This is a genomic window from Yersinia mollaretii ATCC 43969 (assembly GCF_013282725.1).
Taxonomy (GTDB): Bacteria; Pseudomonadota; Gammaproteobacteria; order Enterobacterales; family Enterobacteriaceae; genus Yersinia; species Yersinia mollaretii.
The window spans coordinates 2005350-2028858 of sequence record NZ_CP054043.1; the positions used below are offsets into that span (position 1 = coordinate 2005350).

Here is a 23509-nt window from a genome sequence, read left to right on the forward strand (position 1 = left end):
TTTTCCCCTTTGGGGGTTACTGGTGCGTGACGACCACCAAGCGAATAGCGTCTAAACGCCAGCCCGCTTGATTCAGACTCTCCAGTACCAATTTACGGTTATGCTCCAGTGCTTCCAGTTCGTCATCACGAATATTGGGGTTAACCGCTTTCAGGGCTTCCAGACGAGCTAGCTCAGCACTTAACTTATCATCAGCTTCGTGCTTGGCGGCATCGATCAATAGCTGCGCTTGCTCTGCAACCAGCGCCTCTGCCTGCTGCAACATGGTGTGAACCTCTTGCTGTACGGCATTGACCAGTTTGCTGGAGGTGTGACGGTTGACCGCATTTAACTGACGGTTGAAGGTTTCGAATTCAACCTGTGCAGCCAAATTGGTGCCGTTACGGTCCATCAGCATTCGCACTGGGGTCGGCGGTAAGAAGCGAGTCAGTTGCAGGTGTTTTGGCGCTTGCGCCTCGACCACATAAACCAGTTCAGCCAACAAAGTGCCAACAGGCAATGCTTTGTTTTTCAACAAAGAAACGGCACAGCTACCGGTGTCGCCAGACAGAATAAGATCCAGACCATTGCGGATGATCGGATGTTCCCAACTGACAAATTGGGCATCTTCCCGCGAGAGTGCCTGTTCGCGATCAAAGGTGACGGTGCAGCCATCTTGCGGCAGCCCAGGGAAGTCTGGCACCAGCATGTGGTCAGATGGCGTCAGTACAATCAGATTATCGCTGCGATCTTCTTGATTGATGCCGACAATATCGAACAAATTAAGGGCGAAACTGACCAAATTGACGTCATTATCTTGATCAGAAATGATCTGTGCCAACTCCTGCCCATGTTCGCCGCCATTGGAGTGCATCTCTAGCAGGCGGTCACGGCCTTGCTCCAACTGAAGTTTCAGCTCTTCATGCTGCTGGCGGCAAGTGTGGATAAACTCATCCAACCCCTCCTGCTCGTTTGGTGTAGCCAAATAGCCAATCAGGGTTTGATAACCGGTGTCATAGATGGTGCGGCCTGTCGGGCAGGTGTGCTCGAAAGCATCCAAACCTTCGTGATACCAACGAACCAGCACGGCTTGAGCGGTATTTTCCAGATAGGGCACCATGATTTGGATTTCACGGTTCTGGCCAATACGGTCCAATCGACCAATACGCTGTTCTAGCAAATCTGGGTTGAAGGGCAGGTCAAACATCACCAACTGGCAGGCGAACTGGAAGTTACGCCCTTCCGAGCCAATTTCAGAGCACAATAACACCTGTGCGCCATCTTCTTCAGAGGCAAAATAGGCGGCAGCACGGTCGCGCTCAATCAGCGATAAACCTTCATGGAACACGGCGGCACGAATGGCTTCGCGCTCACGTAATACTTGTTCAAGCTGCAATGCGGTGGCGGCATGCGCGCAGATCACCAGCACTTTCTCGCCACGATTAGCCACCAGATAGTTAAGCAGCCACTCAACCCGAGGGTCGAAATTCCACCAAGTGGCATTTTCGCCTTCAAATTCCTGATAGATTTGCTCTGGATAGAGCATATCTTTGGCGCGCGCTTCCAGTGTTTTCTTGGCTCCCATGATGCTCGACACTTTAATCGCCGTTTGGTACTGCGTCGGCAGCGGCAACTTAATCTGATGCAATACGCGGTGCGGGAAGCCTTTCACCCCATTACGGGTGTTGCGGAACAAGATGCGGCTGGTGCCGTGTCTATCCATCAGCATGGTCACCAGCTCTTTGCGGGCTGCTTCGCTATCTTCACTTTGACTATTGGCGGCTTTCAGCAGCGGCTCAATATCTTGTTCAGCAATGAGTTCACCCAGCAGATTTAGCTTATCGTCAGCTAAGCGCTCGCCACCCAACAGCAGTGTCACGGCATCCGCGATCGGGCGATATTTCTGCTGCTCATTGATGAACTCTTCGTAGTCATGGAAGCGGTCAGGATCGAGCAAACGCAAGCGGGCAAAGTGGCTCTGCTGGCCCAATTGCTCCGGTGTTGCGGTCAACAACAGTACGCCGGGAATGTGTTCAGCCAACTGCTCAATCACTTGATATTCGCGGCTTGGCGCTTCTTCGCTCCACGCCAGATGGTGTGCTTCATCGACCACCAGCAGATCCCATGAGGCATCTGCCAACTGCTCTAAACGCTGCTTATTGCGGCGCACAAAGTCCAGTGAACAGATCACCATCTGTTCGGTTTCAAATGGGTTGGTGCTGTCGAGCAGGGCTTCGGAATAGCGGCTGTCATCAAACAGGGAGAAGCGCAGATTGAAGCGGCGCAACATCTCAACTAACCACTGATGTTGCAGGCTCTCTGGCACCACAATCAGCACGCGTTCAGCACGGCCAGCCAGTAGTTGCTGGTTGATAATCATCCCCGCTTCGATGGTTTTACCCAAGCCCACTTCATCGGCCAGTAATACGCGCGGTGCATGGCGCTGTCCCACTTCATAAGCGATATGTAGTTGGTGTGGGATCAGGCTGGCACGGACGCCACGTAGGCCGCTCCATGGGAGGCGGAACTGCTCACTTTGATATTTACGGGCGCGAAAACGCAGGGCAAAACGATCCATGCGATCGATTTGGCCGGCAAATAAGCGATCCTGTGGTTTGCTAAAAGTCAGTTTGCTATCGAGCAACACTTCGCGCATTGAGACGCCACTCTCTTCGGTATCCAGACGGGTGCCGATATAGGTAATCAGCCCGTTTTCGTGCGTCACATCTTCCACTTTTAGCTGCCAGCCTTCGTGGTGAGTGATGGTATCGCCCGGATTGAACATGACGCGGGTAATGGGCGAGTCATTTCTGGCGTAAAGGCGGTTTTCACCGGTTGCGGGGAACAGTAAGGTAATCATGCGTACGTCGATGGCCACGACAGTACCCAATCCAAGTTCGCTTTCTGTGTCGCTGATCCAGCGTTGACCAAGTGTAAAAGGCATAAATTATCGGCTCGATTTTTTTGTTGGACAGTTATGAGTAGAGAAAAGTGTTTGTCAGTGCGATTGATGCGAATTTTGGCAAGGGCGCTATGGTAATGGAAGGCGAGCGCTGCGTCACCTGTAAAACCGCTGATTTGCGATTAAAATAGCCCCATCTGACCGGTTATCAGTGTAGTGAAGTCATCGTGCATAAAAGGAAGTATAGCGTCAGCCACCGGTTGTAGTTGGCGGGTGAGGTAGTGATCGTAATCGATAGGAGATTGGCGGGTTTCCAGTGGCTCAGGGCCAGCGGTGGTGATGACATAGCTTATCCAGCCGCCATTTTGATATTGCAGCGGGCGGCCCTGCTGGCGGTTAAATTCATCTGCCAGACGTGCAGCTCTGACGTGGGGCGGCACATTGCGCTGATACTCCTCGAGCCGCCGACGCAGGCGCTTGCGGTAGATCAACTGCTCATCCAGCTCGCCATTCAGGGTGCGCGCCACGTAATCGCGCACATAGTCCTGATAGGGCTGCTGCTGGAAAATTCGCAGATATAACTCGCGCTGGAATTGCTGCGCCAGCGGGGTCCAATCGGTGCGAACCGTCTCTAGCCCCTTGTAGACCATCTGGTCGCCAGTGGGGGTGGATATCAGCCCGGCATAGCGCTTTTTACTGCCTTGCTCCGCGCCACGGATGGTGGGCATCAAAAAGCGCCGATAGTGGGTTTCAAACTCCAGCTCCAGTGCGCAGGGCAAATTAAAGGTTTCCCGTATATGGTTTTGCCACCATTGATTGACGTGCTGAACCAGCTCTTTGCCGATGCGCGATGCCTGCGCTTCGCTGTGGGCATTTTTCAGCCAGACAAAGGTGGAGTCGGTATCGCCATAAATCACCTGATAGCCCTGTGCTTCAATCAATTCGCGGGTTTGGCGCATGATCTCATGGCCACGGAGGGTGATCGACGACGCCAACCTGGGATCGAAAAAGCGGCAGCCGCTGGAGCCAAGCACGCCATAAAAGGCGTTCATAATGATCTTCAGGGCTTGCGATAACGGCTTGTTTTGTTGACGTTTCGCCGCTTCTCTTCCCTGCCAAATTTGGTTGACGATCGCCGGCAGGCAGTGTTTCTCGCGGGAGAACCAAGCCCCGCGAAAACCCGGCACCGAGTGCTCATCATCTGGCTGCTGCATACCCGCGACTAAGCCGACCGGATCAATGAGAAAAGTGCGGATAATCGAGGGGTAGAGGCTTTTGTAATCGAGCACCAGCACTGAATCATACAGGCCGGGCCGGGAGTCCATTACAAAGCCGCCGGGGCTGTGCTCTTCCGGTAGCTCGCCTAAATTGGGCGCGACATAGCCGATTCGGTGCATTCGTGGCAGATAAAGGTGGGTAAAGGCGGCTACTGAGCCACCACTGCGATCCGCCGCCAGCCCAGTGACAGTCGAGCGCTCAAGCAAGAAGCTCAGCAACTCGGTTTTGGCAAAAATCCGCGTCACCAACTCACAATCTTTTAGGTTATAGCGGGCCAGTGCTGGCTTATCATTGGCGAAGCGATGATTGATCTCATCCATGCGTTGATAGGGATTATCACTGGCTTTACCTTCGCCCAGCAGGGTTTGCGAGACAGATTCCAGACTGAAAGAGGGGAAGTTCCACGTGGCAGATTTTAGCGCTTCGATGCCATCGATAATCAGCCGCCCGGCCGCTGATGCAAAGAAGTGCCCCTGCTTGAAACCGTGCTCACGCCACTCCAGCAGGTTACCGCCACGGCCAAAGCGCAGCGGAATCTGATAGCGATCCGCGTGTTTTTGCAGCACGCGCAGATCAAACTGCACCAGATTCCAGCCGATAATGGCATCAGGATCATACCGCTCCAGCCATTGATTCAGCTTTTCCAGCAACAGCGGGCGGCTGGCGACATACTCCAGATTGAAATCCAGTGCGGCGCTTTTAGCACTATTACCACTACCAGCACTATTACCACTACCAGCACTATTACCACTACCAGCATCATCACCATTGGGCGGCCCGAGCATGTAAACCTGCCGCTGACCACAGCCTTCTAACCCAATGCAATAAAGTTCGCCGTGTTCGCTGGTTTCGATATCCAGCGACAGCAGTTTGAGTGTGGGCCGATACTCCTCCGCCGGTTTCATTTGGGTATTGAGCAGCGGGCCGTTGCCGTTGTCCTCACCGCTGAACCAGACTGGCGCGGTAATAAAGCGCTCCATCAGAAAACGTTCTGGCGGGCGAATGTCACCTTCATACACATTCACGCCACCTTCTCTGAGCAGTTTCTCTAGGCGGATTAATTGGCGATGCTGTGTGCAGTACAGCCCCAGTACTGGGCGCTGATGGAAATCGGTCAGCTCAAGGGGGCGGAGTTGCCAGCGGCGCTCATCGCACAGCAGGGTTTCAGCCCGTTGCCGCTGTTCGGCCGGGATAAAGGCGACCGATGGCTGAGGCGGCAGCCTGACATGTTGCGGCCCTTCATCGGTGGCTAACCAGAATTCAACTTCGGTGCCTGCCTGCGTGTCACGCCAGTGGCGGGTGAGCAGGAAGCCCTGACGGGTTTGCCCCACAGTGCTACCTTTAGTAAAGAGAAACGATCCAAATTATGTTCAGGCTATTTTATTTGTCGCCCGAGCTTAAGTTCTCTTAGTATGGGTATTTATACAGTAATTGTCTATTTCAATGATGGCTGGTCACTGATTCATACAATGAGGTGATTGACTCATCAGCAAAGGGGTCGGACAATCCCCCGCGCATTCAACAGGGTTGTTAACCAACGGACACATTTATGGAAGCCTATTTACTGCATTTACTGACACAATCTCTGGCTTTCGCGCTATTTGTCGTCATGCTCGTCACTTTTCTTGAATCTTTAGCGCTGGTGGGGATGCTACTGCCCGGCACGATCATGATGACCACCGTGGGGGCACTGATTGGCAGTGGGGAGATGGATTTTTATTGGGCTTGGGCTGCCGCCACTGTCGGTTGCCTGACCGGCGATTGGCTCTCCTACTTTATTGGCCGCCGCTTCAAAGAGCCGCTGCACCGCTGGTCTTTCCTGAAAAAACATAAATCGATGCTGGCGAAAACCGAACACGCGCTACACAACCACAGCATGGCGACGGTACTGCTGGGGCGCTTTATCGGCCCGGCGCGGCCTATTGTGCCGATGGTGGCGGGGATGCTGAATCTGCCGCCAGCAAAATTCGCGCTACCGAATGTGATTGGTTGCCTCACTTGGCCGCCAGTCTATTTCTTCCCCGGCATTCTGGCCGGTGTTGCCATTGATATCCCGCCGAGCGCCAACAGCTTTATGTTTAAGTGCCTGTTAGTGGCTGTGGTGCTGCTGATTTGGCTGGCGTGCTGGTTATCATGGCGCTGGTGGCGTTTTGGTAAACGCAGCCCCGATCGCCTGAGCAAGTGGCTGCCTCTTGCCCGACTGCGCTGGGTGACCGTGCTGGCCATTGCGCTGGCGATCGCCAGTTTTGTCTGGTTGCATATGCAGCCGATTATGCCGGTGTATCGCCATTTGCTGTGGAAGGTGCTGGGTGGCTAATCCCCAGCACACTGGCTTCGGGTGCACTGCCGCTGACCAGTGCCTGCGTCGGGCCGTCGTAGTAAATGCGGCCATCGACCACTAACAAAGTGCGGTCGGCGATGCGCGCGGCATCATCCAAATTGTGGGACACCATCAGCAGTGTCAGTTGACGCTGGCGGCATACCTGATCGACCAGTTGCAGCATTTCATTGCGCAATGCGGGATCCAGCGCAGAAAATGGCTCATCCAGCAGCAGAATGGGCTGGCTGCGTACCAGACAGCGCGCGAGGGCGGCCCGTTGACGTTGACCACCGGAGAGTTGCGCTGGCAGGCGGTCGAGACACGCCTCCAGTCCCACCTGCTGGGCGATCTGGCTCAATAACTGCTTCTGCTGTTGATTGAGTTTCAGCCCCGGATGCAGCCCCAGCCCAATGTTCTGCTCCACCGTGAGGTGCGAGAACAGATTATTCTCCTGAAACAGCATCGAGACTGGCCGTTGGGCGGGTGCGGTGGTGGTGTGATCCTGACTATTCAGTAACATGCGACCACTGGCGGGCGCTAAGAAACCGGCAATCAGGCTCAGCAGGGTGCTTTTACCTGCGCCACTGGGGCCAAGGATCGCCACCCGCTCACCGGGCTGAATGCATAAATCAAAGCGCATCGGTAAGTGCTCGTAGAGATAGGTGATTTTCTCAAGTTTTAACATGGCGGCTCGGCAGTCGTTCAATCAGAGTAAACAGCAGGAAGCAGAGCAACAGCAGGAGCAAGGCGGTCACTGCGCCATCATTACTGCGGTAAGAGCCTATCTGCTGATAGAGATAAAATGGCAAGGTGCGGAAATGCTCATTTCCAAATAGCGCCACCACACCAAAATCGCCGATGGAGAGCACACTGGCAAAGGCCAGCGCTTGCGCTAGCGGGCGCTTCAGGGCGCTGAGTTCAATATGGCGCAATCGGTGCCAGCCGCGAATATCCAGTGATAAACAGAGCGGCGTATAGCGCTCCGCCAGATCGCGCATTGGGTTATCCAGCACTTTCAAGGCATAGGGCACCGCCATCAGTGCATTGGTCAGGATCACCAGCGCGTAAGGGGATTGCGGCAAGCCCAATGTGTCATTGAGCAGCAAGAAGAAGCCCGTCGCCAGCACGATACCCGGCATCGCCAGAATCACCATGCCGCTCACTTCCAGCGCCTGCCCGTAAGCCATTTGCTGACGCAGTTTCAGCTCACGGCTGCTCCACAGCAGCATCATGGTCAGGATCACACAGAGCAATCCGGCCCCAATGGCGATGGTCAATGAGGTGAAAAAGGCTTGCCACAGTGCCGGTTGCTGCAACACGGTCACTATCGTTTGATTGCTGCCATCAATGACAACGGCGAGCAACGGGGGAACCATCAATAACAAAGCCGCACCAATTAGCAGTGTATCGCTGATGCGCGACCAAAAGCTGTCTTGCTGGCTGCGCCACTGCTGCCCGTGGGTATTGCCCACCGCCAGAACCGAATTTAGCCGTTGGCTCAGCACCACCAAGCCAAGGCAGCAGCCCAGTTGGATCAGCGCCAGTAATGCGGCGCGGCCCAGATCATAGTCGTAGCTCAGCGCTTGATAAATCGCCAGCTCAATGGTGGTGGCTTGTGGCCCTCCGCCCAGTGACAGCACGGTGGCGAAGCTGGCAAAACAGAGTATAAAAATCAGTGCGGCAGTGGGCAGAATTTGGCGGCGCAGGTAGGGCCACTCGACCCAACGAAAATGCTGCCAGCCACTCATGCCCAACTGTGCGGCGAGCTGGCGTTGCTCCACGGCGATGCCCTCCAGTGATTGCAACAACAGGCGGGTTGCCAGCGGCATATTAAAGAAAATATGCGCCAGCAAAATGCCTTGCAAACCATAGGGCGAGAAGCGGTAATCCACGCCGAGCCAGCCAAACAGCCCCGCCAACCAACCTTGGCGGCCATAGACCGTCAGGATGCCGAACAGGGCCACCAACACTGGCAGCACCAGTGTCATGGCACATAAGCGTAGCATCAGTTGGCGACCGGGAAAGCGGCGGCGGTACAGGGCGCGCGCCAGAAAAATAGCGGGTATCACCGACAGCAGCGCCGAGAGAAACGCCTGCCAGAAGGTAAAGCGAATCACATGCCACAGATAGCTATCGTGCCAAATGTTTTGCCAGTCTGCCGCAGGCGCATGTCGCCAGATGGCGGTGAACGCCAATAAGGCGACACCGACGATCAGTGCAGCGGCGAGCAGCCCCGGCCATAACCATGGCGGGATCAGTGGCTGACGGCGGATTGCCATGCTTGAATCCATTTGCCACGGTTATCGGCTACCTCTTTGGCATCAAACTGCAATGCTTTTTGCGGCACGTTGAGGGTGTCAAACCCCGCCGGAAGGTCCATTTTGATTACCGGATACATCCAGTTGCCAGTGGGAATATGATTTTGGAAAGCGGGGGTCACGATAAATTGCATAAAGCGCTGTGCCAGCTCCGGCTGTTTGCTAGAGGCCAATTGGCCCGCGACTTCCACTTGTAGGTAGTGGCCTTCGCTGAAATCGGCAGCGGCATAGTTGCTTTTCTTCTCTTCAATCAGATGGTAAGCCGGAGAGGTGGTGTAGCTCAGCACCAGATCCCCTTCGCCTTTCAGGAACAGGCCGTATGCTTCGCTCCAGCCTTTGGTGACGGTGACGGTTTTCTTCGCCAGCGCTTGCCACGCCTGCGGGGCTTTATCGCCATACACTTTTTGCATCCACAGCATTAAGCCGAGGCCCGGCGTGCTGGTACGGGGATCTTGATAAATCACCCGCCACGGCGCTTTGCTGCTGACTAACTCTTCCAAGCTTTTTGGCGGGTTTTTCAGTTTGTTTTTGTCATACACAAAAGCAAAGTAGCCATAGTCGTAAGGGACAAAGGTTTTGTTCTGCCACGGCTCAGGCAGTGTCAGTGCGCGGGTATCCACCTGACTTGGCGCGAACAGGCCGGTTTGCTCCGCCGCCTGCACCAGATTGTTATCTAAGCCTAAAATCACATCGGCCTGACTGTTTTTCCCCTCCATCCGCAGGCGATTCAGCAGTGAAACACCATCTTCCAGTGCCACAAATTTAAGCTGGCAATCGCACTCGGCTTCGAAGGCTTTTTTGATAGCTGGCCCCGGCCCCCATTCGGCAGCAAAGGAATCATAGGTGTAGACCGTGAGGGTGGGTTTATCGGCAGCAACAGCGGCCGCAGACAGTAAAAACAGACAGGGAATCATGCGTTTAAACACTTTGCACTCCTTAAGAATAAAGGTGGCAAAGGTATCTGAGGCGGTTAATAACAGCGGCAAGGTGCTGATCCGGCGTTATTTTTCTCAAATCCCTCCGCCGGGGTTAACCGGATCAGGTTCGACGGGTTTGCTCTCAGCTAACTTGCCGTTTTCTGCAATTTAGCACCCCGTTGAGACGCCGCTATTGTAGAGATTAATTTGAATAGGGGAAAGGGTATTGTTGGTCGATAAGATATTTGTGAGTCAGTAAATGCAGTCAATAACTATCCAATATTAAATACCCATAGGATATTAATAAATCAGATTAACGCTCGGGGCGTATTCTTAAAATAGAGAGATAAACCCGCGTAAAGGCTGAAATAGACCTCTATGAGTAGGCGGCCCAGTGATACCGGTTGGAAGATAAGATATTCTCTCTTTTTTGTGAATTTAATTATGGATGATGCTTTATGGACATTTACTTAAATAGAAGAGAAAGGGATAATAATTACTTTCTTGCATTGGCTCACTCGGCAGCCAATGACTTAATGAAAACAGCAAAGATTGTTTCCTCCCGCCACATTAAGGATTTCTTCCTTAAAGCGAGATTTGAAAGTGAAGTAAAACAACTGTCCGATGGCAACCTAAACATTATTCGTAATGCAAAAACCGATTCGGAGTGCCGTGTTGCGATCAATAATATCCAAGAGGAGTGTGCCAATATAGAAAGGCAAGGCACTATGCTTTCGCTGGATAGAGCAAAAGTCTATATGACGATTAATATGGAAAAATATAATAATGAAATTGGTTATACCATAAATGCCATTGGTGTTGTCGGTGGGGGATTACAAGCTCTTTCAGGGGCAGGACTTATAGTAAAGTCGGGATTTGTTATAGGAAAATTGGCTGGTGTACATTTAACGCTTAGTGGTGCTAGTACAGTCGCTGAAAAAGTATATCATTTACTCGGTCAAGATAACTATGTAGGGTTTATGGAAAAAGGTTACAGAATAACCGCTAAGTTTATGGGATTTGAGCCAAAAGCAGGATCGATGGCTTATCATGCTGTAGATATGGCATCATCACTGTATGGTGTGGCTGCTCTGAGTTTAAAACCTGATATATGGCGATTATTTAAATATATTCCGAGTGATTACTATAGAAACTATACAAAAATGAGTCAGGGTGCTTTACTACTGAAAATTGCTGGTGCTGGAAATAAAGTTCGTATCATTTCAGATATTAACGAACATGACGATGTTATTTATTTAAAATAACATATAAGGGGAGTTATTCCCCTTCATTTCTGTTTTTCTTTTTTAAAAACACATATGACTTATATGACAATTTAATTGGGTTAATTAAATTAACACTAAATAATAAAATCATTGCAACTACTGAGAAAGCTATTACCCCTATTCTAATAGGTTCGGTAACTATTAGTGGATATAATAATGGAATAATTCCAATAACAATGCAGCTAGGAATAAAACCTTTTTTTAAATCAAGAATTAGTGATTCTAAAGTCTCACCTCCAGCATCATTAACATGCTTATGGGTCAGAACTTTCTTTAATCGATTAACTTCTTTTTCCGTAAAACCGTTAGCTAATAGTTCTTTCTCCATTTCAATATTTGTCACCGCGCTATCTCCTTATTTTGCGTCTATTGGTATTATATCGTTAAGGAGATGGTGTCGTCCAATGTATTGATTGAAACTGTTATTATCAAAATCCCTGCTGGCGTTATTCGCCGCAGGGAAAGTGAAGAGATATTTATGCCTCGGGTGGGGTAAACCAAGCCGATTTGAAGTCAAACCAGCCGAGGGTGTTCATGCGCACGCCGCGCATACTGTGCTGCCCATATAATTCTAGCCAGTGATGGAACAGCGGGTGGAATTGATTTTGGCTGACCAAGCGCTGGCTCCAGTCCGCCATTGGCAGGGTATTATTGCGCCATGATTCCACGTCCTGATGCAGCTCATCGTCGAGACAGTGTTGCAGCAGCGGCAGCTCATACAGGGTGGCAAACAGGGAGAACTCCAGCGGCAGGTAGAAGTTGGCGCTGCCGAGCCAGATGTCACTCCGCGCATCACCCTGATACCAACTGACATAATCGACGGCCTGTATTGTCAGTGTGACGCCATGAGCCGCCAGCAAGGTGGTCAGTGTTTGGCTGATAGCATCAAACTCGGAGTGCTCGCGGTAAAAGGTCAGGGTCAGCTCAGTCAGCCCTTCCGGCTTGGGTTCCTGTGTGGTCAGCCGATTATGGTGCCAGCGCGGCAACATACCGTAAGCCGGAGACCAGTAGCGCTGATAAAAGGGGTCGGCATGGCTGAGCAGGGCGACGGGGGTGATCAACTCACAGAGCCAGCGGCGAATGTCGGGGTTGCAGGTTTGGGGGGAGCGCTGATCAAACAGCAAAAAGTAGCAGCCCTCTTCCAGCCGACTCTCCAGCTCATTTTTGCTGGTGTCGTCCGCCTGTAACTGCACGCCGGAGTAGACCAACTCCTCTGACAGCTCCGGCAGCACCCAGATATTCACCTCATCAATCAACGCGCGGAAACCAAAATAGTTATCAAACGCCTGTATTTTCAACTGGCTACGATGATTTCGGATCACTGAGTAGGGGCCAGTGCCGATAGGGTGGCGCTGGAAATCGGGCTGGCTTTCCCACTCCTGCGGCAAAATCATGGCGTGAACACTGCCCAACAGCCACGGCAACCAGTGGTCCGGGCTGCTGAGATGCACATCAATCACATAGGGTGTCGGTGAGCGCACAGCCGTGATATGCGAGAACAGTGGCTGCGGGATCAGGCGGGTCAGGCTGGCAATGACATCATTCATCTCCAGCTCACGGCCATGATGAAAATGGATGGCAGGGCGCAAATAAAAGCGCCAGTGCAGTGGGCTGATGGCCTGCCAGTGGTGAGATAAGTCCGGTTCGAGTTCCCCGTTTTCCTCATTTATCCGCGTCAGGCCGTTAAAAATCTGCCGCACCATATGGGTTTCTGAGCGGCGCAGGGCGGTGCCGGGTAGCAGGTTGGGCAGCGGGCGGTAATAGAGCACGCGCAGAATATGTTTACCTTGCCGGAAGCTGCGCCCCAACTGGGATAGCAGCATTTGGCGCACCGCTTTTTTATCCCCCACCAACTGCACCAGCTGATCAATATGGTCCTGTTCCAGCAACTCTTCGGCCCGCTGCTGTTGCAGTGCCAAGCCGGAGTAAAGGAAAGTCAATTGTGAGCGCTTACCACGGCCCGCTTCCGCTTGCCAACTGAGCCAACCCTCGTGCTGCATGCTACCCAGCAGGGATCGGACGTGGCGGCGTGAGCAACTGAGCACATCAGCCAGCTCCTGCAAGGTGGTTTCCGTTGGCTGACCATTAAAACGTTGCCAGAGGCGAATAAACTGCTGTTGCAGACGTGAGGCAGACATAAAAGGGGAACTCCACGGCAAAATTCATCAATTTTTCTTTCCCTATATTACGCAGATACTGGTTGCCATGAAAAGCGGGTTATTACCGCAATGCTGAGGCAGTCACAGCGAATGGGAGGAATAAGATGATTTTTAATTTACAGCGCTATTCCACTCATGACGGCCCCGGTATTCGTAGTGTGGTGTTCCTCAAAGGCTGTTCACTGAGCTGCCGCTGGTGTCAAAATCCAGAGAGTTGCTCACCTAAACCAGAAGTGTTATTTGACCCGCGCCTGTGTCTATCCGGCTGTGATTTGTGCCAGCAGGGCTGCCCGCAGGCCATCCAACGTGTTGATGATCAACTGGTGATTCAGCGCCAATTATTGGCGAAAGAAGATCTTCAGGCGCTGAGCCTAAGCTGCCCCAGTGGGGCGCTGACAATTTGTGGCAACCCGATTGATATTGAAGCCACGATGGAAACTTTGCTGCGCGACTTGCCATTTTATCGGCGCAGCGGCGGCGGGGTGACCTTATCTGGCGGCGAGCCTTTTATGCAGCCTGAGATTGCCGCTGAACTCTTGCAGCGCTGCCATCAACTCGGCATCCATACGGCGGTTGAGTCCTGTTTACATACGCCGTGGCGCTATATCGCCCCAGCTTTACCGTGGCTTGATTTGATGCTGGCGGACTTAAAACATACCGATGAACGCCGTTTTCAGCAGTGGACGGGCGGTTCAGCCAAGCGGGTGATGAATAACTTCCGCAAACTGGCCGCCGCAGGCACCCCTATCACGGTACGGGTGCCGCTGATCCCCGATTTCAATGCCGATCGCCACTCGGTGCAGAGGATCGTCGATTTTGCCGCCGATGAGATTGGCGTGAAAGAGATCCATTTTTTGCCTTACCACACACTGGGTATCAATAAGTATTCGCTGCTGGGTGAAGCCTATCTGGCCGCCAATAGCCCTTTGGACGATCCTGATCTGTTGGCCTTCGCGGAAAGTTATGCCCGTGATAAAGGCCTGACCGCAATGTTAAGAGGATGACGCAATGACCACGCTCGATTTGGTAACCTTAAGTGACCGGATAAAACAGCATAAAAATGCGCTGATCCACATTGTCAAACCGCCAGTCTGTACTGAGCGGGCGCGGCACTATACCGAGGCTTATCAGCAGCATCAGGATAAACCCTTGCCGGTTCGCCGTGCGCTGGCGCTGGCCCATCACTTACAGCAGCGCACGGTTTGGATCAAAAATGATGAGCTGATTATTGGTAATCAGGCCAGCCAACTGCGTGCCGCGCCGATCTTCCCTGAATACACGGTCGGCTGGATCGAGAGTGAGATCGACGAACTGGCCGATCGCCCCGGAGCGGGCTTCTCGGTCAGTGAAGAGGATAAAGCGGTACTGCATCAGATCTGTCCGTGGTGGCGGGGGCAAACCGTGCAGGATCGCTGCTACGGCATGTTTACTGACGAACAAAAAGCGCTACTGGCGACTGGCATTATTAAAGCGGAAGGCAATATGACCTCCGGTGATGCCCATTTGGCGGTTAACTTCCCGCTGTTGCTGGAGAAAGGGTTGGATGGTCTGCGCACCAAAGTTGCTCGCCGCCGCGAGCGCTTGCAACTGACCGACTGGAGTGATCTGCATAAAGAGCAATTCCTGAAAGCGATTGATATCTCGTTGGTGGCATTGAGCGAGCATATTGAGCGCTATGCTGCCGTGGCGCGGCAAATGGCGCAAGAAGAGTCGCGGGATTGGCGGCGCACTGAGTTGCTGGCTATTGCGGAGAACTGTGCGCTGATTGCCCATCAACCGCCGCAAACCTTCTGGCAAGCTTTGCAGCTGTGCTATTTCATTCAACTGATGTTGCAAATTGAGTCCAATGGTCACTCGGTCTCCTTTGGTCGCCTCGACCAGTACCTCTACCCGTGGTATCGCCGCGATGTGGAGCTGGAAAACAGCCTTAGCCGTGAGCAAGCCATTGAGATGCTGCATAGCTGCTGGCTGAAATTGCTGGAAGTGAACAAGATCCGTTCCGGCTCGCACTCCAAGGCGTCGGCGGGCAGCCCGCTCTACCAAAACGTCACTATTGGTGGGCAAAAACTGGTGCAGGGCAAAGCCATTGATGCGGTGAACCCGCTCTCTTACGCGGTGTTGGAGTCGTGCGGGCGCTTAAAATCAACCCAGCCTAACCTCAGTGTTCGCTACCATGCGGGGATCAGTGACGATTTCCTCGACGCCTGTGTGCAGGTTATTCGCTGTGGTTTTGGGATGCCCGCCTTCAATAATGATGAAATCGTGATTCCTGAATTTATCAAGCTGGGGGTGGAGCCGCAGGATGCCTATGACTATGCGGCGATTGGCTGCATTGAAACCGCCGTCGGCGGCAAATGGGGTTATCGCTGCACGGGGATGAGTTTTATCAACTTTGCTCGGGTGATGTTGGCGGCACTGGAACAGGGGCGCGATGCCACCTCTGGGCAGGTGTTCTTGCCGCAGGAGCAGGGGCTGTCGAAGGGCAACTTTACTGATTTTGACCAAGTGATGGCGCAATGGGATCAACAGATCCGCTACTACACCCGTAAATCGATCGAAATCGAGTGTGTGGTGGATACCGTGCTGGAGGAGAATGCCCACGATATCGTCTGCTCGGCACTGGTGGATGATTGCATTGAGCGCGGTAAAAGTATCAAGCAGGGGGGCGCGCGTTACGACTGGGTTTCGGGTCTGCAAGTGGGGATCGCCAATCTGGGCAACAGCTTGGCCGCAGTGCGTAAATTGGTGTTCGAACAACAACTTATCGGCCAGCAACAACTGGCCACTGCGCTCAGCAATGACTTTGCGGGCCTGAACGGCGAGCAACTGCGCCAGCATCTGATTAATTCAGCTCCGAAATACGGCAATGACGTTGATGACGTTGACCAACTGCTGGTGCGGGCTTATCAGACCTACATTGATGAGTTGAAGCAATATCACAATACCCGTTTTGGTCGCGGACCTATTGGTGGCACCTATTACGCCGGAACCTCATCCATCTCTGCCAATGTGCCATTTGGTGCCGCCACTATGGCAACACCGGATGGCCGCAAGGCGCATAGCCCACTGGCGGAGGGGGCAAGTCCAGCCTCCGGCACTGACCATCTGGGGCCAACGGCGGTGTTTAACTCACTGTCGAAACTGCCAACCGCTTCGATTCTGGGCGGCGTGTTACTGAATCAAAAATTGAATCCGTCAACGCTGGATAATCCGCGTGATCGTGAAAAGTTGATGATGATGTTGCGCACCTTCTTCGAGGAGTATCTGGGCTGGCACGTGCAGTACAACATTGTCTCCCGCGAGACATTAGTGGATGCCAAACAGCATCCGGATCGTTACCGCGATTTAGTGGTCAGGGTGGCGGGTTACTCCGCCTTCTTCACCGCGCTATCGCCAGATGCGCAGGACGATATTATCGCCCGCACCGAGCATACCTTGTAATTGGCTGTTTAAGTTGTGGCTTTCTGAGTGAAGTAAGTCCTGCTGTGAGTCCTAAAATTTCTGAGTAATGGTGTTTTTCACCAGCCAGTGGGTCACCTCACTGGCTTTTTTTATTCCCCTGCGTCCTTGACGCTGTGGCGTTGTTGGCCGCACTCGCTTACCCGAATCACTGACTAGAGTCAGCTCATCGGGATGCGTTCGTTTGCCGCCTAGCCACAACGCCAATGACTTTGGGGAATGTTCATTATTATGTCCTTGACGCTATGGCGTTGTTGGCCGCACTCGCTTACCCGAATCACTGACTAGAGTCAGCTCATCGGGATGCGTTCGTTTGCCGCCTAGCCACAACGCCAATGGCTTTGGGGAATGTTCATTATTATGTCCTTGAAGCTGTGGCGTTGTTGGCTTCGCTTACAACCCTAATTACTTTGGGTAATAGATTGCGAACTTGAAGCGCTTCTGTAGCATAGACGCAAATCGCTATTTCTGGCGCTGGAGCCTGGAATGAAATCTGCTTTAACTTATTCCCGCCGTGTTAATCCGGTTTTTCTTGCTTTCTTTGTGGTGGCTTTTCTTTCTGGTATCGCTGGCGCGTTGCAGGCTCCGACCTTAAGCCTGTTTCTCAGCACGGAAGTGAAGGTCCGCCCGCTCTGGGTCGGGCTGTTTTATACCGTGAATGCCATCGCGGGGATTACGGTCAGCTTTATCCTCGCCAAGCGCTCAGACTCACGCGGTGACCGCCGCAAACTCATTATGGTCTGCTACCTGATGGCGGTGGGGAACTGCCTGCTGTTCGCCTTTAATCGTGATTATCTGACTTTGATCACCGCAGGGGTGTTGTTGGCGTCCGTCGCCAACACCGCTATGCCGCAGATATTCGCCTTGGCGCGTGAGTATGCCGACAACTCGGCGCGTGAAGTGGTGATGTTCAGCTCTATTATGCGTGCACAGCTCTCATTGGCTTGGGTTATCGGGCCGCCACTGTCATTTATGTTGGCGCTGAATTATGGCTTTACTCTGATGTTCAGCATCGCCGCCGGGATTTTTGTGCTGAGTGCGCTGGTGGTGTGGTTTATTCTGCCGTCGGTGCCGCGAGCGGAGCCAGTGGTAGATGCCCCGGTGGTGGCGCAGGCCAGCCTGTTTGCCGATAAAAATGTGCTGTTGTTATTCATTGCCTCAATGCTGATGTGGACCTGCAACACCATGTACATCATTGATATGCCACTCTATATCACGGCAAGTCTGGGGCTGCCTGAGCGCTTAGCGGGTTTGTTGATGGGGACGGCTGCTGGGTTGGAGATCCCCATCATGCTGCTGGCGGGTTATTTGGTCAGGTACTTTGGTAAGCGCAAAATCATGCTCTTTGCGGTGCTGGCGGGGGTGCTGTTTTATACCGGATTGGTGCTATTTAAATTCAAAACCGCGTTGATGTTGCTACAGATTTTCAATGCCATTTTTATCGGCATCGTTGCGGGTATCGGTATGCTCTATTTCCAAGATTTAATGCCGGGCAGGGCGGGGGCCGCGACCACGTTGTTCACCAATAGTATCTCTACTGGGGTGATTCTGGCAGGGGTGCTGCAAGGGGGATTGACCGAAACGTGGGGGCATGATTCGGTGTATGTGGTGGCGATGGTGTTGGCGATTTTGGCGCTGGTTATTTGTTCACGAGTGCGAGAAGCCTAGATACCCTTCATCTTTCAAGTTGCAGGTGTGTTGGCTACTCTCGTTCACCCGAATCACGGACTGATGTCAGCTCATTGGGATGAACTCACTTGCCGCCTTCCTGCACCTCGAAATCTATTGGGTATACCCTCATAGGACTGCCATCTTTCAAGTTGCAGGTGTGTTGGCTACTCTCGTTCACCCGAATCACTGACTGATGTCAGCTCATCGGGATGAACTCACTTGCCGCCTTCCTGCACCTCGAAATCTATTGGGTATACCCTCATAGGACTGCCATCTTTCAAGTTGCAGGTGTGTTGGCTACTCTCGTTCACCCGAATCACTGACTGATGTCAGCTCATCGGGATGAACTCACTTGCCGCCTTCCTGCACCTCGAAATCTATTGGGTATACCCTCATAGCACTGCCATCTTTCAAGTTGCAGGTGTGTTGGCTGCTCTTGCTTGCCGCCTTCCTGCAACTTGAAATCTATTAGGTATTATTTAGCGTAAAAATGCGGGTTGTTGCTTTTCGTAGGCTGAAATATTGCTTTCGTGCTGCAAGGTCAGGCCAATACTGTCTAAGCCATTGATCATGCAGTGGCGGCGGAAACCGTCGATATCGAAAGGATAACTTTTGCCACCGGCATTCACGGTTTGAGCTTCCAGATCGACAACAAATTGAATGCCTTCGTTGCTTTTAACTAACTGGAATAGCGTGTCAATGTCGGCTTCGCTTAAGGTGACCGGTAACAGTTGGTTATTGAACGAGTTACCGTAAAAAATATCGGCGAAGCTGGGGGCGATAACCACATGGAAACCGTAATCCGTCAGTGCCCAAGGCGCATGTTCGCGCGATGAACCGCAACCGAAATTCTCACGGGCCAACAAAATGGTCGCGCCCTGATAGCGGGGCTGGTTCAGCACAAACTCAGGGTTTGGCACTTGGCCCGCATCGTCGAGAAAACGCCAGTCGTTAAACAGGTGTTGACCAAAACCAGTGCGAGTCACCTTTTGCAAAAACTGTTTTGGGATAATCGCATCAGTATCGACATTCGCCGCATCTAACGGGACGACCAAACCAATGTGTTGAGTAAATTTAGCCATGGTGGAATCTCCGGTTAGTGGGTGGCGGCGGTTAAGTCGCGGACATCAGCAAAGTGACCCGTAACGGCAGCAGCAGCGGCCATCGCCGGGCTAACCAAATGAGTGCGGCCACCTCGGCCCTGACGGCCTTCAAAGTTACGATTGCTGGTGGAGGCGCAGCGCTCACCGGGTTCCAGACGGTCGTTGTTCATCGCCAAACACATTGAGCAGCCGGGTAAACGCCACTCGAAACCGGCTTCGATAAAGATTTTATCCAAACCTTCCGCCTCGGCTTGCGCTTTCACCGGGCCGGAGCCGGGAACCACGATAGCCTGCACGCCGCTGGCGACTTTACGCCCTTGCGCGACAGCAGCAGCAGCGCGTAAATCTTCAATGCGCGAGTTGGTGCAAGAGCCGATAAAGACTTTATCAATCGCCACCTCGGTTAACTTGATCCCAGGGCGCAAGTCCATATAAGCCAAGGCTTTTTCGGCAGAAGCGCGCTCAACCGGATCACTGAAGGAGTCTGGTGCGGGAATGATTTGGTTGACGGCAATCACTTGGCCCGGATTGGTACCCCAAGTCACTTGTGGCGCGATATCCGCCGCGTCTAAGGTGACGATAGTATCGAATTTGGCATCCGCATCCGATTTCAAGGTGCGCCAGTAAGCCACGCCTTGCTCCCACTGCTCACCCGTCGGGGCAAACTGACGCCCTTTCAGATAGTCGAATGTGGTGTCATCCGGTGCCACTAACCCGGCTTTAGCGCCCATCTCGATAGCCATATTGCACAATGTCATGCGGCCTTCCATGCTCAGCGCTTCAATCGCGCTGCCACAGAACTCCACCACATAGCCGGTGCCGCCCGCGCTGCCGGTTTTACCGATAATCGCCAACACGATATCTTTGGCGGTGATTCCTGGGCCAACGTTGCCATTAACTTCAATTTTCATGGTCTTGGCGCGGCCCTGTTTCAGGGTCTGGGTGGCGAGCACGTGCTCCACTTCTGAGGTGCCAATACCGAAAGCCAATGAACCAAATGCGCCATGAGTGGCGGTATGAGAGTCGCCACACACAATGGTCATGCCCGGTAAGGTCATGCCTTGTTCAGGGCCAATCACATGGACGATGCCTTGGAACGGGTGGTTCAGATCATATAAGGAGACGCCAAATTCAGCACAGTTTTTAATCAATTCTTGCATCTGGATGCGTGCCATTTCACCGCTGGCATTGATATCTTTGGTCTGGGTTGAAACGTTGTGATCCATGGTGGCAAAGGTTTTACCCGGCTGACGTACCGGGCGACCCATGGCGCGCAAGCCATCAAAGGCTTGCGGTGAGGTCACTTCATGTACCAAGTGGCGATCAATGTACAACAGCGGGGTCTCATTGGGTGCTTCGTACACAATGTGCGCGTCGTACAGTTTTTGATATAAGGTCTTGTTTTGAGATGACATCTGGCCCATGTTAAACCCCCTCCGCCACGAATTTAGCGATGATATCGCCCATTTCATTGGTGCCAATGGCGTTGCCATCACCCGCCAAATCAGCGGTGCGATAGCCCTGTTCCAATGCCTGATTAATGGCGCGCTCAATGGCGTCAGCGGCATCATCTTTACCCAAACTAAAGCGCAACAGCAGGGTTAACGACAAGATCTGGGCTATTGGGTTGGCGATGTTTTTACCGGCGATATCCGGTGCGGAGCCGCCAGCGGGTTCATATAAGCCGAAACCCTGCTCGTTCAAGCTGGCTGATGGCAACATGCCCATGGAGCCAGTGATCATGGCGCACTCATCTGACAAAATATCGCCAAACAAGTTAGAGCACAGCAACACGTCAAACTGGGAAGGATCTTTGATTAACTGCATGGTGGCGTTATCAATGTACATGTGAGACAACGCGACATCCGGGTAGTCCGCCGCAATCGCGTTAACCACTTCACGCCACAAAATAGAACTCTGCAACACATTGGCTTTATCAATAGAGGTCACTTTGCCACGGCGCTTACGAGCTGATTCAAAGGCGATGCGGGCAATGCGCTCAATTTCGAAGCGGTGATACACTTCAGTATCAAATGCACGTTCGTACATCCCTTGGCCTTCACGGCCCTTCGGTTGACCGAAATAGATGCCGCCAGTTAATTCACGCACACACAGAATGTCGAAGCCTTTGGCGGCAATATCACTGCGCAACGGACAGAAATCTTCCAATCCCTGATACAAACGCGCTGGGCGCAAGTTGCTGAATAATTTGAAATGTTTTCGCAATGGTAACAGTGCGCCGCGCTCAGGTTGTTCCGCTGGTGGCAAATGTTCCCATTTAGGGCCGCCCACTGAGCCGAATAAAATCGCGTCGGCCTGCTCACAACCGCTGACGGTGGCGGGTGGCAATGGGCTGCCGTGGCGGTCGATGGCCGCGCCACCCACATCGTAAACGCTGGTTGAAATTTTGATGCCAAAGCGCTGACGCACCGCATCCAATACTTTACTTGCCTGAGCCATTACTTCAGGGCCGATGCCATCTCCGGGTAAAACGGCAATATGATAAGTCTTCGTCATGTTCACACCATTTCCTGATTATTTTGTTGCAAGCGCTGCTTCTCGATCTCGACCTGATGAGCGCGCCAGATGTTATTTAATACGTGAACCAATGCCTTAGCGGATGACTCGACAATGTCAGTTGCCAATCCTACGCCATGGAAGCGGCGGCCTTTGTGATCAACCACGATATCAACCTGACCCAGTGCATCTTTGCCCTGACCTTTGGCAGATAACTGATATTTCACCAGTTCGATGGGATAGTCGGTAATGCGATTGATAGCCTGATATACCGCATCAACTGGGCCGTTACCGGTGGCGGCTTCTGATTTTGTCTCTTCGCCACAAACCAATTTCACTGAGGCGGTCGCCATCACACTGGAACCAGATTGGACGCTGAAATAGTCCAAACGGTAATATTCAGGCTCTTCCTGCTGCTTATTAATGAAGGCTAAGGCTTCCAAATCGTAGTCGAAAACTTGGCCTTTTTTGTCCGCCAGTTTCAGGAAAGCGTCGTACAGGGAGTCCAAATTGTAATCTTTATCCTGATACCCCATCTCTTCCATGCGATGTTTTACCGCCGCGCGGCCGGAGCGGGAAGTCAGGTTCAACTGTACTTCTTTCAGGCCAATAGATTCAGGGGTCATGATTTCGTAGTTTTCGCGGTTTTTCAGTACGCCATCTTGATGAATACCGGAGGAGTGCGCGAAAGCATTACTACCAACAATGGCTTTGTTACCCGGGATTGGCATGTTGCATATTTTGCTGACCAACTGGCTGGTACGGTAAATTTCCTTATGATTGATATTAGTGTGCACCCCCAACATCTGATGGCGCACTTTAATAGCCATGATCACCTCTTCCAGTGAGCAGTTACCAGCACGTTCGCCCAAGCCGTTGATGGTGCCTTCAACCTGACGCGCCCCCGCTTGTACCGCAGTAATGGAGTTAGCCACTGACATGCCCAAATCATCGTGGCAATGCACCGAGATAATGGCTTTATCGATATTCGGTACGCGCTCATACAAGTCGGTGATGATTCCGCCGAACTGATAAGGGGTGGTGTAGCCGACGGTATCAGGGATATTGATGGTGGTGGCACCTGCTGTAATCGCCGCTTCTACAACACGGCACAAGTTATCAATCGGGGTGCGGCCCGCGTCTTCACAAGAGAATTCTACGTCGTCAGTATAGTTGCGGGCGCGCTTCACCGAGTGTACCGCCATCGCCAACACATCATCAAACGAGCGCTTTAACTTGGATTCAATATGCAAGGTGGAGGTGGCTAAGAAGACGTGGATGCGGAATGCTTCGGCTATACGTAAGGCTTCTGCCGCGACATCAATATCTTTATCTACACAACGTGCCAAGGCGCAAACCCGGCTATTTTTCACTTGCTGCGCGATAGTGCGTACTGACTCAAAATCGCCAGGAGAGGAAACCGGGAAGCCGACTTCCATTATATCGACACCCATTCTTTCCAGTGCCAGCGCGATTTGCAGCTTCTCTTTTACACTCAGACTGGCTTGCAATGCTTGTTCACCGTCACGCAATGTTGTATCAAAAATAATGACCTGTTGGCTCATGGTGGTATTCCTTGTCGTGTTTACATTTGCGCTTA

General features: G+C 52.5%; 16 protein-coding genes and 1 riboswitch. Of the genes, 5 read left to right on the forward strand and 11 right to left on the reverse strand.

What is annotated here, in order from left to right; translation table 11 throughout:
• Window positions 1-16: 16 nt before the first annotated feature.
• Entirely contained in the window at window positions 17-2923 is a 2907-nt protein-coding gene (rapA, locus tag HRD69_RS08935) for an RNA polymerase-associated protein RapA (protein ID WP_004875342.1), read from the reverse strand.
• A gap of 140 nt (window positions 2924-3063) precedes the next feature.
• Window positions 3064-5490: a DNA polymerase II gene (locus tag HRD69_RS08940; RefSeq protein ID WP_004875341.1), complete on the reverse strand. Its 2427-nt coding sequence runs from the start codon at window positions 5488-5490 to the stop codon at window positions 3064-3066.
• 218 nt (window positions 5491-5708) lie between these two features.
• On the opposite strand from HRD69_RS08940, the gene HRD69_RS08945 reads away from it, so the two are divergent.
• Window positions 5709-6476: a DedA family protein gene (locus HRD69_RS08945; protein ID WP_004875340.1), complete on the forward strand. Its 768-nt coding sequence runs from the start codon at window positions 5709-5711 to the stop codon at window positions 6474-6476.
• Here HRD69_RS08945 and thiQ read toward each other — a convergent pair.
• Genes thiQ through thiB form a run of 3 tightly spaced genes read right to left on the reverse strand, consistent with a single transcriptional unit; the run spans window position 6430 to window position 9723 of the window.
• The gene (gene thiQ, locus HRD69_RS08950) at window positions 6430-7164 is read right to left on the reverse strand and encodes a thiamine ABC transporter ATP-binding protein ThiQ (protein WP_050413205.1); all 735 of its coding nucleotides are present in this window, start codon (window positions 7162-7164) and stop codon (window positions 6430-6432) included. The genes HRD69_RS08945 and thiQ overlap by 47 nt on opposite strands.
• On the reverse strand, window positions 7151-8758 hold the full coding sequence (gene thiP, locus HRD69_RS08955) for a thiamine/thiamine pyrophosphate ABC transporter permease ThiP (RefSeq protein WP_032814546.1): 1608 nt from the start codon (window positions 8756-8758) through the stop codon (window positions 7151-7153). Before thiP ends, thiQ begins: the two co-directional genes overlap by 14 nt.
• Window positions 8734-9723 (reverse strand): thiamine ABC transporter substrate binding subunit, encoded by a 990-nt coding sequence (thiB, locus tag HRD69_RS08960; protein ID WP_032814595.1) that lies wholly within the window; start codon window positions 9721-9723, stop codon window positions 8734-8736. The genes thiP and thiB overlap by 25 nt, the downstream gene beginning before the upstream one ends.
• Before the next feature lie 71 nt (window positions 9724-9794).
• Window positions 9795-9903: riboswitch (TPP riboswitch) on the reverse strand.
• Between the two features lie 269 nt (window positions 9904-10172).
• Here thiB and HRD69_RS08965 point away from each other — a divergent pair.
• Window positions 10173-10979, forward strand: a complete 807-nt coding sequence (locus tag HRD69_RS08965) for a DUF4225 domain-containing protein (protein WP_004875337.1) — start codon at window positions 10173-10175, stop codon at window positions 10977-10979.
• Between the two features lie 13 nt (window positions 10980-10992).
• Here HRD69_RS08965 and HRD69_RS08970 read toward each other — a convergent pair whose 3' ends face one another.
• Both HRD69_RS08970 and sgrR read right to left on the reverse strand, forming a co-directional pair.
• The gene (locus HRD69_RS08970) at window positions 10993-11343 is read right to left on the reverse strand and encodes a hypothetical protein (protein WP_244262994.1); all 351 of its coding nucleotides are present in this window, start codon (window positions 11341-11343) and stop codon (window positions 10993-10995) included.
• 133 nt (window positions 11344-11476) lie between these two features.
• Window positions 11477-13138 (reverse strand): HTH-type transcriptional regulator SgrR, encoded by a 1662-nt coding sequence (gene sgrR, locus HRD69_RS08975; protein ID WP_004875336.1) that lies wholly within the window; start codon window positions 13136-13138, stop codon window positions 11477-11479.
• Window positions 13139-13263: 125 nt separating this feature from the next.
• On the opposite strand from sgrR, the gene HRD69_RS08980 reads away from it, so the two are divergent.
• The 3 genes from HRD69_RS08980 (at window position 13264) to HRD69_RS08990 (ending at window position 18286) form a co-directional block, all read left to right on the forward strand.
• Window positions 13264-14163 carry a glycyl-radical enzyme activating protein gene (locus HRD69_RS08980; protein WP_004875335.1) on the forward strand — a complete coding sequence of 300 codons (900 nt, stop codon included), beginning with the start codon at window positions 13264-13266 and terminating at the stop codon, window positions 14161-14163.
• A gap of 4 nt (window positions 14164-14167) precedes the next feature.
• On the forward strand, window positions 14168-16600 hold the full coding sequence (locus HRD69_RS08985; protein WP_004875334.1) for a formate C-acetyltransferase/glycerol dehydratase family glycyl radical enzyme: 2433 nt from the start codon (window positions 14168-14170) through the stop codon (window positions 16598-16600).
• Between the two features lie 504 nt (window positions 16601-17104).
• Window positions 17105-18286: a sugar efflux transporter gene (locus HRD69_RS08990; protein ID WP_004875332.1), complete on the forward strand. Its 1182-nt coding sequence runs from the start codon at window positions 17105-17107 to the stop codon at window positions 18284-18286.
• A 482-nt stretch (window positions 18287-18768) separates the two neighbouring features.
• Here the strand turns inward: HRD69_RS08990 and leuD are convergent, their stop codons facing one another.
• From leuD to leuA, 4 genes are read right to left on the reverse strand one after another with little or no spacing between them, the layout of a single operon-like run.
• The gene (gene leuD, locus HRD69_RS08995; RefSeq protein ID WP_004875578.1) at window positions 18769-19371 is read right to left on the reverse strand and encodes a 3-isopropylmalate dehydratase small subunit; all 603 of its coding nucleotides are present in this window, start codon (window positions 19369-19371) and stop codon (window positions 18769-18771) included.
• A gap of 14 nt (window positions 19372-19385) precedes the next feature.
• On the reverse strand, window positions 19386-20816 hold the full coding sequence (gene leuC / locus HRD69_RS09000) for a 3-isopropylmalate dehydratase large subunit (RefSeq protein ID WP_004875577.1): 1431 nt from the start codon (window positions 20814-20816) through the stop codon (window positions 19386-19388).
• A gap of 1 nt (window position 20817) precedes the next feature.
• Window positions 20818-21909, reverse strand: coding sequence for a 3-isopropylmalate dehydrogenase (leuB, locus tag HRD69_RS09005; RefSeq protein ID WP_032814716.1), 1092 nt, complete (start codon window positions 21907-21909; stop codon window positions 20818-20820).
• Window positions 21910-21911: 2 nt separating this feature from the next.
• A complete protein-coding gene (gene leuA, locus HRD69_RS09010) occupies window positions 21912-23474 on the reverse strand; it encodes a 2-isopropylmalate synthase (protein ID WP_004875575.1) in 1563 nt (520 codons plus the stop codon).
• Window positions 23475-23509 lie beyond the last annotated feature (35 nt).